This window comes from Rhizobium sp. YS-1r (assembly GCF_000757525.1).
Lineage (GTDB): Bacteria > Pseudomonadota > Alphaproteobacteria > Rhizobiales > Rhizobiaceae > Neorhizobium > Neorhizobium petrolearium.
Window position 1 is genome coordinate 203566 of sequence record NZ_JPYQ01000025.1, and the last position, 13858, is coordinate 217423.

Here is a 13858-nt window from a genome sequence, read left to right on the forward strand (position 1 = left end):
TTTTTTCATAAGCGTTTTTCATAACGCTGACCTTAGGGACAGCCGATCAAAATTCCATTCCCTTTGCGCCGTCCGAGCGCGTATTGTCGCCGCCCGGACGTATTCGGAGAGCTGTTGACTGTGCTGAGGCTACGGATGCCTGCTCGACAGCCTCTTTTCGGCACATTCCGTCGGTAATCGATAAAATTGCAAGAAATTCCTTAAGGCTTCGCGAGGGAGGTTCAGCGTATTGCTGCCGGCAGTGATTCAATTACCGGCACGACCATGACGGACGCTCGACTGAAATCCCGACTTGTTCGGGAAGCATCAGGTCTCATTCCACGCCCGGCCTCCGAGCCGCTGACCTTCGGCGGCACGATCGGGCTTTTCGCGCCTGCTTGCGCCGGCACCAAGCCGTCCGGTCTCGCCGTGCTCTTCGCCAGCCCCTGGGGATTGGAGGAAATGTGCACGCGCAAGTTCTGGCGGATCATCTCCGAAAAGCTTGCCGATCGCGGTATCCCCAGTCTTCGCTTCGACTATCCCGGCACGGGTGACGCGCTGGATGGCGTGGATTTCAAGAATGGTCTTGGCGTCTGGTCCGACAGCCTCGTCGCGGCGAGCACTCATCTGAAGGCTCTTTCCGGCTGCGAGCGCATTGCCGTCGTTTCGCAAGGTCTTGGTGCAGTCGTCGCCGCGAAGGCCGCTGAAAAGATCGAAGGTCTCGAAGCCATTGCCTATCTTGCGCCGGTCGTGTCCGGTCGGTTGCATGTCCGCGAACTTGCCGTCTGGTCCAGGGTGGTGGACGAGAATCTGGGCCTTCCCGAGGAGCAGCGACAGAAGGCGGGCGTCTCGATTGCATCGTTGACGATGCCGGCCGAGGTCGCCGAGGAGGTTCGCAAGGTCAATCTGATGACGGCTGACCGGGTGCCGGCCCTGCGCACACTGGTTGTCGGAAGGGCTGATCGGCCTGGGGACCACGACTTTGCGACTCATCTTCGCGGGCTCGGCGCCGATGTGATCGAGCAGGTATTCCAGGGTTACGAGAGACTGGTCTCCAATCCGGCGATTTCTAAACTACCGCTGCCGGTTGCGGAGAACCTGGTCGACTGGATCGCCGCGCTTCCTGTCGAGCCGCATTCCGTCAGAGAAAGCCAAAGGCCGGCAATTGTTCCGCTTGCCGGCGACCGCTTTGCCGAAACGCCCGTCCGGTTCGGCTCCAACAGCCGGCTATCCGGGGTTCTTTGCGAGCCGCTGCACGGGCGTGCGGGCGCGACGGTACTCTTTCTCACCTCGGCCTATGACCGGCATGCCGGCTGGGGGCGCACGACCGTAACAATGGCGCGGGCGCTTGCCCGGTCGGGTATCGCGTCATTGCGTTTCGATACTGCCGGTGCGGGCGACAGCCCGCCCGTGTCCGGACGGCCGGAACAGGTGCTCTATCATTCAAGCCAGAATGCCGATGTATCGGAAGCGATCGATTTCCTCGAAGCCCGCAGGTTGACGCCGGTGGTGACATCCGGCCGCTGCAGCGGCGCCTATCTCGGTTTCCAGGCATCGCTTGTCGAGCCGCGTATCGCCGGCAATGTCTCGGTCAATCCGGCCGTCTTCCGCTGGCGTCCCGGCCGGTCGGTCGAGGATGCGATCATCAACGGTACGCGCAGCCTCGACGATTACGGCAAGCGCGCCCTCAGGATAGAGACGTTCAAGCGGATTTTGAAGGGCGAGGTCGATGTCCTCGCCGCAGTCCGCAACATCGTCAACGGTATCGGCAGCCGGATCAGGAACAAGCTCCTGCACGTTTTCTGCGCCGTTCTCCCCGAGGGGCGGGCGATCTATGGCGCTTTTCGTGCGCTTCACCAGCGTGGCATGCCGGTTTCACTGATCTACAGCGAGAACGATCTTGGCCTCGAACAATACGATTTCTATTTCGGTCGTGACGGGTCGGGTCTCTCGCGCTTCCCGAATGTATCGTCGACGATCATTCCTGACGCGGATCACAACCTGACGCCGGATCACGCGCGCGAGATTTATCTCGACACGTTGAGGAAGATGGCTTTTCGCTTCGCTCCGGCGGTCGATACCAACCACTCAGAAACGCGCGACGCGGTTGCTGCCGAGTGAGCGGACCGTGCCGCCCGGCCGCCCGGCGGCTCCGGGCAAGGCTTCAAGCTGCACCCGTTTCGGTGCGTTCGGCGCAAGATGGAACCAGTTGTCGCCGGTACGGCAGCCCAGGGCATCGATACTGACCGACTGTGCAAAACAATCCGTCGAAAGCTGCAGCCAGAAGGCACCGTCATCCTCCTCCAGCGATACTGAAATGCCGGCATCATGCAGCGCCTTCGTGCGTCCCAGCGGAAAATGAAAGGCCTCGGCGATCAATTCGCTTGTTTCGGCATGCTTGAGCCGGGCAACGGTCACATCATGGGAGGGCGGGCCGAAACGATAGGCATAATTGGCATCGAAGAAAGCGCCGAAGAGATCGACACAGGCAAGGCTTTCGCTGCCGCGGGCGGGGAGTGTCAGTTCACGGCGGCCGGAAACCACCGGTATCCTGCCGTCGCGCAGGCAGGTGACTTCGAGCACGACCGGCAGGGTATACGCGGTTTCGTTCAACAGGTGCAGGTCCAGCCCGTTGGTGCCCTCGTCGGTGAACATGATCTGTACCGGCCGGAAGGCGCGCTTCAACGCATGCCAGGCGGGTTTCGGCTTGCCATCGGCGCCGACAACGCCCCAACCCGGTCCGCGCATGACATCCTGAAAGGTAAAGATGAGCGCGCCGTCGCAGGTGGAACCCGGCCGTCGCCATTCGGCAAAGGTCGCCTCCATCACTTCGCCCGTGACGGCGCGGGAGAGTGCCAGATAGCGATCGAAGTCATCGCACCGGAGCTTTTGCGGATCGACGCCGTAAAGCTCGCAAAGATAATGGTCGCGTATATCCTCGAAATCCCAGTCGGCGCCGGCATCGCGCGGAATGCCGGCCCTGCTGCCCTGGAGCGTTTCCGTGGCGGAAAGATTGGAGAAGGCGAGGCATTCGGCCGCGAAACGGACATTTGCCCGGCGCGCATCTTCAAGCGGGCGCTTGTAGGCACCGACGCCGTAATAGTGCGCCACGCCCGCATTGGGAAAGAAGGGCAGTGCGCCGTCGGACGGAGAATTGGCGACATAGGGCAGGTCGGGTCTATGTTTGCCGGCGAGGCCTGCCAGGGTTTCCTCGCAAAGCGGGCCTTTCCAGATGCGCTCGGGCAGTCCCAGCATCGCACCCTGCTGATAGATTTCGCTGCCGCCACAGAGGACCACGAGCGACGGCGACACCTGCGTCGCAGCCAGGAATTGCTCCACTTCCTTTTTCACGTGAATCACAAAATCCGGATCGGCAGCCGGATAATCGAAATTGGCGAACATGAAGTCCTGCCAGACCATCAATCCCAATTCGTCGCAAAGCGCGAAGAAATCCGGGCTTTCGTAGGTGGCGATACCGGGAATGCGGATCATGTTCATGCCCGCGTCCTTGGCGAGCCTGAGCCAAGGCTCATAGCTTTCGCGGTCGCCCGGCAGTTTCACGATATCCGCAGACGTCCAGACCGCGCCGCGGCAGAAGATTTTCTCTCCATTGACGATCAGTGCGAAGTCGTTGCCGTCTTCGCCGCGATCGACGGAAACAGTCCGGAAACCGGTCCGGGCAAGCGGAAATCTCTCGCCGTCGATGCGCAGCACTATGTCATAGAGGTTCGGCTCGCCATGCGTGTGTGGCCACCAGGGCTTTATGCCGGGCAGGCGTAGTTCGGCGGAATATTTTCCTTCAGCGAACACGAAGGATGCTTCCCGGCCGTCGCAGACCAGGCGGAAATTATGCGCCAGGCCCTCGTAAGCAAAGCTGACTTTGAGAACGCCTTCGCCATCCCGGAGCCCAGCTGAGAAACCGAGGTCGGAAATCCGCGTCCTGCCCGGCCTGATCAATGAAACCGGCCGCCAGGGGCCGACCGCCTGCACGTCCGGGCACCAGCCGGGCATGAAGCCGAGCGCAGTGGTACGGATCAGGCGAAGGCCCTGGTTGTTCATCAGCCGCGGCCGCCAGCGGGCGCGGGGACCGCTCTTTTCCAGATGCGGTTTCAGCGCCCGAAAACAGATCGATAGCGTTTCGCAGCCCGCGAGGTTCGCCGGTACGTCATGGCTCTCGAACATGCTTTGGGAAGACAGGATCAGTCGGTCGTCGAGGAAAACCTCGGCGACCGTCGCAAGACCGGCGAAGCGCAAAATTACAGGCCCCGGTGTTTCTCCCGCCAGAGAGCGGCGATACCAGATATCCTTGTCGAACAGCGGCGCGGGGTTGTCGCGGTCGAAACGCCCGGTCGCCTCCAAGGCCGCGGCCGCTGTGCCCGGCACGATTGCCGGAATGTCGTCGAACATGAACGGAAGCTCGCCCGGCAGCGTATGAGCACCGGGCTCGGTCACAACCAGCGACCAGCCTTCGTCAAGAAGACTGGTTTCAGCACCGATCAGCGAAAGAGTGCTCACGCCGCCTCGCGGTTCTCGGTTGCCGTCAGCGCCAGATCAGCCATCAGCACGTCCCAGGCCTCGATAGCCGGGTCGAGCGCGGTTGCCAGCGGCGAGAATTTCTTCCGGGTCACCGCGCGGGCAAGCTGGAACTGGGTCGATTTCGCGACTTCCGCGATCTTCAGCGCCTGTTGCCGGGCTTCCGCAAAGGCCCGACCGTTCAGCCAGGCAAGATGGCTGGCCAGCAGCTCGAAATTCGCACCGACCTGCCTCAGGGTGTTGAAGGCGTATTTGTGGAAGAAGCCGAAATCCCGCTCCGCCAGGCGCTCCACCTGCGCCGGGAAGACATCCGCGAAGGCGCGGATCGGGTTTTCATCCGGCCGGCGGGCGTAGTGATGGCGCAGCAGCTTCCACGCCGTTTCGCGGATATCCCGGATATCGGGGTAGGCAGCGGGAAACTTGGCAAATTCCGTGTAGGGCAGGAAGGGGAGTGCGTCAGTCCCGGCATCCATCTGGAACAGGCCTTCGAAATCCTCGCCGCCGAGCGTGAAGAAGCCGCCATTGTGGAAATAGTCGAGCTCGCGCTTTTCCAGGTCGAGCCGGTTGATCGCCACTGTCGTCTTGCCGTGTTCCTGGTGGTAGGTCACGCCGCGCGTATCCGGCAGGTAATAGCTGTCGAGTTCCATCAGCGCGAGCCTACCTCTGGCAATCTGCTCCGCTACATGCCGCTCCGGCCGGTCGAAGATCGCCAGCTCGGTTACCCGTATGCCGTAGAGCGTTTCAAGGTCCTCCAGCGGCACCTTGAAGAAGGTGAACTGGTCGCCCTCGAAATCCTGGGTCAAGGTAAAGCCCAGCATGGCTTCCGGCGGAAGGTTCTGTGCCGAAAGCACCTCGATCCAGAGATCGACATAGCAATTAGTTTCCGGCCACATGCGTTCCGCCGAGTGGAGCACATGCGGCATGTAGCTGGCCGGATCGAGGCCGGGGAAGACCGATGTCATGGCATCAGCCCCACAGGACGGCGCGAACGCTTTCCGGCCACGCCTTCACGTCGAGGCCGTGGGTGTGGAAGAGCGCCAGTGCGATGCGCTCCAGGCCGAAGCCGACGCAGGCGGTGTGCGCCGTCGAGCCGTCTTCCAGGTAGAGGCCCCATTTCGTGCCGAACGCGTCCTGATGGTAGTTGAAGCTCATGCAGGCGGTCGGTTTGGCGGTCGAGGTGATCGGGATCAGCAACTCGAACTTCAGGTTCTGATCGCGCTGGTTATTCACCAGCATTTTCCCCGCACGCCCGAAGAACGGATCGTTGGCCACGTCGATCGTCACGTCGAGACCGACCGACTTCATCATCTCGACGCCGCGGTCCATCCAGCGCTGGCGGAAGTCCGTCACATGCTGTTCGGTCCCCATGCAGACATATTCGCGCATGCGGAAAAGCTGCTGGCGGGCCGGATCTTTGGAAGGTTCGTGGCGGAAGCAATAGCTCTGCAGGTCGTAGAGGCCGCCGGATTTCGGCAGCTTGCCGCGGCGTGCGACCGTCGGGTAGAGCGGGTAGCAGGCGGCCGGCGTCAGTACGATATCGGTCGCCTCCTGGCCTTTGGTCCAGTCTTCGCCCACTTCCATGCATTTCAGGAGGCTCATGTGGTCGAGCTCGCTGCCGCAGAAGGAATGCACCGTGCCGGCAAGCTGCGGAAAGCTCTTCATATAGCCGCTGGTTTCGAAGAATTCGCGGTTCATGCCCGGCGGAAAGCGCATGGCCTCGGCGCCATCGGCGCCGCCCACGCTGTCGATCAGTCGCTCGAAAGCGGCGATGACGTCCTCGAACTGGCCGCTTCGGCCGTAAAGACCGTCGACGCCGGTCTCGATCAGAAGGCCTGCATCGAACAGGCGGTCGAGAAAGGAAACTTGCATGTCCATTGGCTTCACCTCAATCAATTCATTTGAAGGGCAATTCATTTGACGAAGTGGGCGTCAGCCGAGAAGGCTGGTGTCCGGTTTCTGCACGAGCAACATGGTCGACGTGTTGCCGAGGATGCGGTCGTTGGAGATCATCAACTGGGCGGAATGGGCATCGCGCAGGTGCCTGCCGAGGCTGTAGGGCGTGCCGTTCTTGTAGCCCATGATGCCGCAGATGATCATCGCCTGGTTGATGATCGTCAGGATCGTCTCGGAGGAGGCGAGCTTGACGTTGTTCATGGCGATCGAGAACGCCATGGAGGAAAGCTGGTCCGGATCCGCCCGGGCATCCTCGTAGGCCCTGAGGCCCGAGAGGATGTTGGCCTTCAGGAGCTGCAGCAGGTTCGAGGCCTCGGCCAGCCGCAACGCGCCGGGCGGCTGCGAGCCGCCCGCCTTGCGGGCGGCGGCGCGCACGAAGGCCTGGGCGCGAAGCACCGCATCGGCGGCGATACCGTACCAGACGGCGCTCCACAGCAGGTGGGAGCTTGCGAGCATGGACTGTGCGGCGATTTCGGCGAAAGTCTTCGGGAAGACCTGTGCCGCGGGCGCCTCGCCCTTGAAGATGAAACCATCCGAGCAGGTGCCGCGCATGCCGAGCGTATCCCAGTCGACGGTCTTTTCGAGCGTATACTGGCTCTTCCTGAAGACGGTCATCACCTGGTCGCCCGGAGCCGCGTCCGCACGGGCGCGGGAGGTGACCATGATCGCGTCGGCGTGCTCCCCGTAGGAAATCACCGTCGCATCCTTGGTCAGCCGGCAGGTGTCGCCGTCGATCTCGATGGCGCAGATGGAATTGCGCAGGTTCCCGCCGATGCCGGCCTCCGTCGTCGCCGAGGCGACGAGAAGCTGGCGAGCGCAAAGCTCGCGCATGAAATCCCTGTGCCATTCGCTCTCGGCACCGTGCTCGACAAGGCTCGAAACCTTGATCTGGTGCATGGCGAAGACCATGGCGCTCGCGGCACAGGCCTGTCCCAGAATGGAGCAGATCTCCGCGAGCTCCTGCGTCGTTGCACTCTCGCCGCCGAAGGCTGCGGGGATCTGGATGCCGAGCAGGCGTTCGGCCTTCATGGCATCGACGGCTTCCTTCGGGAAGCGGCCTTCGCGGTCGACGGAATCGGCGAAATCGGCGGCCACCCTCGCCACGCGATGGGCGCGTGCGCCGAGGCTCATATCGGTTGCGACAGCGGCAAGGCTCATCACGCGGCCTCTTTGGCTTTCAGGATGTGGGATACCGTCTGCTCGATCGCCGAGATGCTGGCAAAGGACTTGCGGTTCAACAGGTTGTCCGGAAACTCGATGTCGAAGGCCTCTTCGAGGCCCAGCATGAGCTGCACGGATGCAAAGGAAGAAAGGCCCGCCGCATAAAGATCGGCGCCATCTTCCAGCTCGGTCACGGCGACCGGCAGATTGCCCAGTTTCGCCAGCAGTTCGCGAATGGTCTCGTTCATCTCGACGTCTCCCGATAATTGGAACTCAAGCGTTCATCGCTGGCGGGATGTTTAGGCCGGAAAGCATAAGATTCCGGTAAGAAACATGCTGAAAATCGGGCTGCGGGATTCGCTAAAATCCAACCGATCGGCATCTGTCCGAACTGACTTGACAGGAGGGCGGCTCCGGTTTCTGATGTCCGGATTCACCAGGGGGGTCCCGGCAAGGGGCTGAGATACTGCTGGGCAATACGGCTTTGCCGATTGTGGCGCAGTGACCCGTTGAACCTGATCCAGTTCATACTGGCGTAGGGACGGTGCGGACGCTCACGGCTCAATGGCGGGATTCCCGCTCCGGCTCAAGGCGTTCTTCCATCATTCCAGCACCGGACTGGGTCTCCAAACGTCAAACCTTGGAGCCTCAACCATGAATATCGCGACCACCAAGCTTACCCCGGTCGTCACCACCGGCCCGCTTCCCGCTTCGAAGAAGGTCCTGAAGCCCGGAGTCCTTCATCCCGACATCCGCGTGCCGATGCGCGAGATCGCGCTGCACCCGACCTCCGGCGAACCGCCGGTGACGGTCTATGACTCATCCGGCCCCTATACGGCCGAAGGTGCGACGATCAGCATTGAATCCGGCCTGCCGCGTCTTCGCGAAAGCTGGATCAAGGCCCGCGGCGACGTGGAGACCTATGAGGGACGCATCGTCAAGCCGGAGGACAACGGCTTTGTCACCGGCGATCGCCTGACGCCGGAATTCCCGGTTCGCAATGCGCCGTTGAAGGCGAAAGCGGGCCTGGCCGTCACCCAGCTCGCCTATGCGCGGGCCGGGATCATAACGCCGGAAATGGAGTTCATCGCGATCCGGGAAAATCTCGGACGGCAGGCTGCGAAAGAAGCACTTGCCCGCGATGGCGAAAGTTTTGGGGCGCACGTGCCAGACTTTGTGACGCCGGAATTCGTGCGCCAGGAAGTCGCCGCCGGCCGGGCGATCATCCCCGCCAATATCAACCATCCGGAGACCGAACCGATGATTATCGGCCGGAACTTCCTGGTGAAGATCAACGCCAATATCGGCAATTCGGCCGTCACCTCGTCGATGGCCGAAGAGGTCGAGAAAATGGTCTGGGCGATCCGCTGGGGCGCCGATACGGTCATGGACCTGTCGACCGGCCGCAACATCCATAACATCCGCGAATGGATCATCCGCAACTCGCCGGTCCCGATCGGCACGGTGCCGCTCTACCAGGCGCTCGAAAAGGTGAACGGCATTGCCGAGGATCTCACCTGGGAAGTTTTCCGCGACACGCTGATCGAGCAGGCCGAACAGGGCGTCGACTATTTCACCATCCATGCCGGCGTCCGGCTTGCCTACATTCCGCTCACCGTCGACCGCGTCACCGGCATCGTCTCGCGCGGCGGATCGATCATGGCCAAGTGGTGTCTGCATCACCACAAGGAGAGCTTTCTCTACGAGCACTTTGAAGAGATCTGCGACATCTGCCGCGCCTATGACGTCTCCTTCTCGCTCGGCGACGGGCTGCGCCCCGGCTCGATCGCCGACGCCAACGATGCGGCGCAGTTCGCGGAGCTGGAAACGCTCGGCGAATTGACGCAGATCGCCTGGGCGAAGGACTGCCAGGTGATGATTGAAGGCCCCGGCCATGTGCCGATGCACAAGATCAAGGAAAACATGGACAAGCAGCTGAAGGTCTGCGGCGAAGCGCCGTTCTATACGCTTGGGCCACTGACGACCGATATCGCGCCGGGCTATGACCACATCACGTCCGGCATTGGTGCGGCGATGATCGGCTGGTTCGGCACGGCCATGCTCTGCTACGTCACGCCGAAGGAACATCTCGGCCTGCCGGACCGCGACGACGTCAAGGTCGGCGTCGTCACCTACAAGATCGCCGCGCATGCGGCCGATCTTGCCAAAGGGCATCCCGCCGCTCGCATCCGCGACGATGCGCTGTCGCGCGCCCGGTTCGAGTTCCGCTGGGAGGACCAGTTCAACCTGTCGCTCGATCCGGAAACGGCGCGCAATTTCCATGACGAGACGCTGCCGAAGGAGGCACACAAGGTGGCGCATTTCTGCTCCATGTGCGGTCCGAAATTCTGCTCCATGCGGATTTCGCACGACATCCGTGCCGAAGCGCAGAAGGAGGGGCTGGAGGCGATGGCCGCGAAATACCGCGACGGCGGCGACCTCTACATGCCGGTCGGAAAGGATTGATGCATCAAAGCCTCCGCCGATCTTCCGGCGGAGGTATTCCTCATTGCTGTGCTTGACCTGAGGATTCAAGCACATGCCCGCTCCCCTCTTGGCCTCATTTAGCGTTTGCTGGGCAGCAGGCCGTCGATCTAACCGAAGCGGGCTTGTTTGAGGAAGCCGGTGCGTCGATCCGATCTCCCCACTTGAGGGGAGGGCTATCGCATATGGGAATCGAGCATGCTGCCCGCTTCATCATTCCACGGAAGCCATAGCATGTTTATTATATGCAATTCCCCTGCACTTGAGGGGGAGATGCCCGGTAGGGCAGAGGGGGTGTGGTGAGGCAAATCAAGGCCTTGACCGAAGCCGGCAGAAAAAATCACTCCCTTTCGTCCCCGCCCTCTTGCGTCATGCCTAGAATTGTCCCGCTTCCGTCGCCGGAGTGTTTCGCGAGACGTTCGCGGGCAGGCGGGAGCCGGCGCTTCCATCGGAACCGTAACGTGCGGGAATGGTGGAAGAGGTGAAAGCCATGGAGCGCATGTCGAAAGGCGGTTGCTCCTATCAAGCCTCCCCCTGGCCGCCGGGTCAGGTTCGGTTGAGCCGTGCAAGTGGTGAGCCTGTCCCGAAAAGACGGGCGTGAACGAGACCACGCAGCGAGGCGATATGATCACCTGTAGGGGCCGGAAGCCCCGAGAGAACGCCGAAGACCACGCGAATGCGGAGCCACTTTATACAATTCCAATGAGGTTCCGCATTCGCGTGGGCTCTCCGAGATCTCAGGACACGGGCAGAATCGGTCGCGTGAAGGATGAGCCGTGTCATTTCGGAGGATAGATATGCTCCTCGCCGCGGAAATCGCTGACGGAGTAGCAGCCGCCTCGCCGGCGGATCGCGCTTTCGCCGATTGCCGCCTTGCCGTGGCCGCCCGGAATGTCGAGCACATAGGTCGGCTGGCAGAGGCCGGAGATTTTCCCACGCAAGGCCGAGACGATTTTCTGGCCTTCCTCAATGTCCAGCCGGAAATGGCCCGTGCCCGGCGCCAGATCGGGATGATGCAGGTAATAGGGTTTGACCCGCGCTTCGACGAAGGCTTTCATCAGCTCGCCCAGGACCGCCGGATCGTCGTTGACGCCGCGCAGAAGCACCGTCTGGCTTACCATCGGGAAACCTGCATCGACCAGCCGCGCGCAGGCGGCGCGGGCGGTCTGCGTCATCTCGCGCGGATGATTGGCATGCAGCGCCACATAGACCACCTTGCCGCTGCCCTTCAGCGCTTCGATCAGTTCCTCGTCCACGCGGTCCGGTTCGACAACCGGTACGCGGGTGTGGAAGCGCACGATCTTCACATGCGCAATGTCCGCAAGCCCCCGCATGATGGCGACAAGCCGGCGCGGCGAAAGCACCAGCGGGTCGCCGCCGGTGAGGATCACTTCCCAGATTTCCGGATGCTCGCGGATATAGGTGAGCGCGACGGCCAACTCTTCCGGCGAAAGCGTGCCGTCGCCCTCGGGACCGACCATTTCACGGCGGAAGCAGAAGCGGCAATAGACCGGGCAGATATGCACCGCCTTCAGGAGCACACGGTCCGGGTAGCGATGCACGATACCCTTGACGGGGCTGTGCGCGTGATCACCGATCGGGTCGGCGCGTTCGTCCGGCGTCGCGAGCAATTCGTCGGGATCGGGGACGAACTGCCGGGCAATCGGATCGTTCGGATCACCCCTGTCGATCAGCGATACAACGGTTGGCGTCAGCGCGATCGTGTAGCGGTCCGCAACGGCGCGGAGGCCGTCGAGCTTTCCGGGCTCGACCAGGCCGGCGGCCAGCAGCTCTTCCGGCGTTTTCAATGAGCGGGCTGCTGTCACGAAAAGACCTCCGCGACCGGCGCCCACATCACCTGTTCGACGCGGGAGGCACCCGTCGCCAGCATGGCGAGCCGGTCGAAACCCAGGGCCGCGCCGCTTGCATCCGGCATGGCCGCAAGTGCTGCGAGAAAATCCTCGTCGATCGGATAGCGCTCGCCATAGATGCGGGACTTCTCGGCCATCTCGTGCTCGAAGCGGCGGCGCTGTTCGCCGGCATCGGTCAGTTCGCCGAAGGCATTGGCAAGCTCGACACTGCAGGCATAGAGTTCGAAACGTTCCGCCACGCGCGGATCACGGGCGGAGGGGCGGGCGAGGGCCGCTTCCGAAACCGGGTATTCGCAAAGGATTGTCGCCCGGCTCTGTCCCAGATGCGGTTCGATCTTCTCCACCAGCACCTTGCTGAAGAGATCGGCCCAGGTGTCGTCTTCGGCAAAGCGAATTCCGGTCCGCTTCAAGCCAGCCGCCAGCAGATCGCGGTCGGTTTCGCCATTTGCGGCGACGGAGGCGAGGAGGTCGATGCCCGCATATCGTTCGAACGCCTCCGCGAGCGACAGGCGCTCTGGCTCGGCAAAGGGATCGACCTCCATGCCCCGGAAGATGAAACGATCCGTCCCGGTGGTCTCCGCGGCAAGCGCCAGCATGTCGGCGCAGTCGGCCATGAGCTGTTCATAGCTCTCGCCGGCGCGATACCATTCCAGCATGGTGAATTCCGGGTGATGCAAGGCCCCACGCTCGCGGTTACGGTAGACATGCGCAAAGGTGAAGATCCGCTTCTCGCCGGCCGCCAACAGCTTCTTGCAAGCGAATTCGGGCGAGGTGTGCAGGTAGATCGATGCCCGTGCGCCGTCGATCGCGATTGCCTCCGTGGCAAAAGCATGCAGATGTGTCTCGTTGCCTGGCGAGATCTGCAGCGTGGCCGTATCGACTTCGACGAAATCCCGTTCGCCGAAAAATCCGCGCAGCGCCGCCTGGATCGCATTGCGTCCCATCAGGAAGGGCCGGCGGTCCGCGTGGTTTGCCTGCGTCCACCAGGGCGAGCGGGATATGGCGGGTCTGGATGAGCTCATTTACGGCTTTCTTCGCCGGTTCTTCCCGGCAAGGCTTCCACTTTGCGCGGTTTTGGAGTAGTTCCGGCCGGAAAACAGATACTCGATCACGAGGGCCGTCTTGCGGGCTGGTTACCGCCCGGTCCTCTACGATGCATTTTCGGCAGTTACAAGCCAGTACGCACCATAAGGAATATCATGGTCAAGGTCATCGCCTCCTCCGTCCGCAAGGGCAACGTCCTCGAAGTCGACGGCAAGCTCTATGTCGTTCTCACCGCCCAGAACTTCCATCCCGGCAAGGGCACGCCCGTCACCCAGGTCGACATGCGCCGCATCGTCGACGGCGTGAAGGTGTCGGAGCGCTGGCGGACCACCGAGCAGGTCGAGCGCGCCTTCGTGGAAGACGTGAACTTCCAGTATCTCTACGAAGACGGCGAAGGCTTCCACTTCATGAACCCGGAGAGCTACGACCAGGTCGTGGTCGATGCGGAGACGATGGGCGATCAGAAAGCCTATCTTCAGGAAGGCATGACCTGCATCCTTTCCATGCATGAAGGTGTGGCGCTGGCTCTGCAGCTGCCGCGCCACGTCACGCTCGAGATTGTTGAAACCGAGCCGGTCGTGAAGGGTCAGACGGCCTCGTCGTCCTATAAGCCGGCCATTCTTTCCAACGGCGTCCGTACCATGGTCCCGCCGCATATCGATGCCGGCACCCGCGTGGTCATCGCGACGGAAGACAATTCCTACGTCGAACGCGCCAAGAGCTGATCGTCCCCGGCCCGTCGGCCCATGATAAAAACCTCCGGAGCGGCTGCTCCGGAGGTTTTTTGTTGGTGCGCCAGGCATGGCGCGTGGTGCGAGAGCACCGTTTGGCCG

General features: G+C 62.1%; 10 protein-coding genes and 1 riboswitch. Of the genes, 3 read left to right on the plus strand and 7 right to left on the minus strand.

Annotated features, from left to right (window positions below; all coding sequences use genetic code 11):
- Positions 1-264 precede the first annotated feature (264 nt).
- The gene (locus JL39_RS19375) at positions 265-2100 is read left to right on the plus strand and encodes a lysophospholipase (RefSeq protein WP_052182993.1); all 1836 of its coding nucleotides are present in this window, start codon (positions 265-267) and stop codon (positions 2098-2100) included.
- Here the strand turns inward: JL39_RS19375 and JL39_RS19380 are convergent.
- From JL39_RS19380 to JL39_RS19400, 5 genes are read right to left on the minus strand one after another with little or no spacing between them, the layout of a single operon-like run.
- Positions 2068-4494: a glycoside hydrolase family 2 protein gene (locus JL39_RS19380; protein WP_037154319.1), complete on the minus strand. Its 2427-nt coding sequence runs from the start codon at positions 4492-4494 to the stop codon at positions 2068-2070. The genes JL39_RS19375 and JL39_RS19380 overlap by 33 nt on opposite strands.
- On the minus strand, positions 4491-5474 hold the full coding sequence (locus JL39_RS19385) for a DUF1839 family protein (protein WP_037154322.1): 984 nt from the start codon (positions 5472-5474) through the stop codon (positions 4491-4493). The genes JL39_RS19380 and JL39_RS19385 overlap by 4 nt, the downstream gene beginning before the upstream one ends.
- A 4-nt stretch (positions 5475-5478) precedes the next feature.
- Complete coding sequence (locus JL39_RS19390; RefSeq protein ID WP_037154325.1) at positions 5479-6387, minus strand: amino acid--[acyl-carrier-protein] ligase; 909 nt, start codon at positions 6385-6387, stop codon at positions 5479-5481.
- 54 nt (positions 6388-6441) lie between these two features.
- A complete protein-coding gene (locus tag JL39_RS19395) occupies positions 6442-7623 on the minus strand; it encodes an acyl-CoA dehydrogenase family protein (RefSeq protein ID WP_037154328.1) in 1182 nt (393 codons plus the stop codon).
- The gene (locus tag JL39_RS19400; RefSeq protein ID WP_037154331.1) at positions 7623-7874 is read right to left on the minus strand and encodes an acyl carrier protein; all 252 of its coding nucleotides are present in this window, start codon (positions 7872-7874) and stop codon (positions 7623-7625) included. The genes JL39_RS19395 and JL39_RS19400 overlap by 1 nt, the downstream gene beginning before the upstream one ends.
- A 180-nt stretch (positions 7875-8054) precedes the next feature.
- Positions 8055-8186: riboswitch (TPP riboswitch) on the plus strand.
- A 94-nt stretch (positions 8187-8280) separates the two neighbouring features.
- Between JL39_RS19400 and thiC the strand changes: the two genes are divergently transcribed.
- A complete protein-coding gene (gene thiC / locus JL39_RS19405) occupies positions 8281-10092 on the plus strand; it encodes a phosphomethylpyrimidine synthase ThiC (protein ID WP_037154333.1) in 1812 nt (603 codons plus the stop codon).
- 797 nt (positions 10093-10889) lie between these two features.
- Here thiC and JL39_RS19410 read toward each other — a convergent pair.
- Together JL39_RS19410 and epmA are read right to left on the minus strand one after the other, a co-directional pair.
- Positions 10890-11936, minus strand: coding sequence for a lysine-2,3-aminomutase-like protein (locus JL39_RS19410; protein ID WP_037154408.1), 1047 nt, complete (start codon positions 11934-11936; stop codon positions 10890-10892).
- Entirely contained in the window at positions 11933-13003 is a 1071-nt protein-coding gene (epmA, locus tag JL39_RS19415; RefSeq protein ID WP_037154336.1) for an EF-P lysine aminoacylase EpmA, read from the minus strand. Before epmA ends, JL39_RS19410 begins: the two co-directional genes overlap by 4 nt.
- Before the next feature lie 177 nt (positions 13004-13180).
- On the opposite strand from epmA, the gene efp reads away from it, so the two are divergent.
- Positions 13181-13750 (plus strand): elongation factor P, encoded by a 570-nt coding sequence (gene efp / locus JL39_RS19420; RefSeq protein WP_037154339.1) that lies wholly within the window; start codon positions 13181-13183, stop codon positions 13748-13750.
- Positions 13751-13858 lie beyond the last annotated feature (108 nt).

What these genes read in the sequence shown, in the direction of transcription:
- JL39_RS19375 (WP_052182993.1), top strand. Translation starts at nt 265, where the DNA reads ATGACGGACGCTCGACTGAAATCCCGACTTGTTCGGGAAGCATCAGGT.
- JL39_RS19385 (WP_037154322.1), bottom strand. Translation starts at nt 5,474, where the DNA reads ATGACATCGGTCTTCCCCGGCCTCGATCCGGCCAGCTACATGCCGCAT.
- JL39_RS19390 (WP_037154325.1), bottom strand. Translation starts at nt 6,387, where the DNA reads ATGGACATGCAAGTTTCCTTTCTCGACCGCCTGTTCGATGCAGGCCTT.
- JL39_RS19395 (WP_037154328.1), bottom strand. Translation starts at nt 7,623, where the DNA reads ATGAGCCTTGCCGCTGTCGCAACCGATATGAGCCTCGGCGCACGCGCC.
- JL39_RS19400 (WP_037154331.1), bottom strand. Translation starts at nt 7,874, where the DNA reads ATGAACGAGACCATTCGCGAACTGCTGGCGAAACTGGGCAATCTGCCG.
- thiC (WP_037154333.1), top strand. Translation starts at nt 8,281, where the DNA reads ATGAATATCGCGACCACCAAGCTTACCCCGGTCGTCACCACCGGCCCG.
- epmA (WP_037154336.1), bottom strand. Translation starts at nt 13,003, where the DNA reads ATGAGCTCATCCAGACCCGCCATATCCCGCTCGCCCTGGTGGACGCAG.
- efp (WP_037154339.1), top strand. Translation starts at nt 13,181, where the DNA reads ATGGTCAAGGTCATCGCCTCCTCCGTCCGCAAGGGCAACGTCCTCGAA.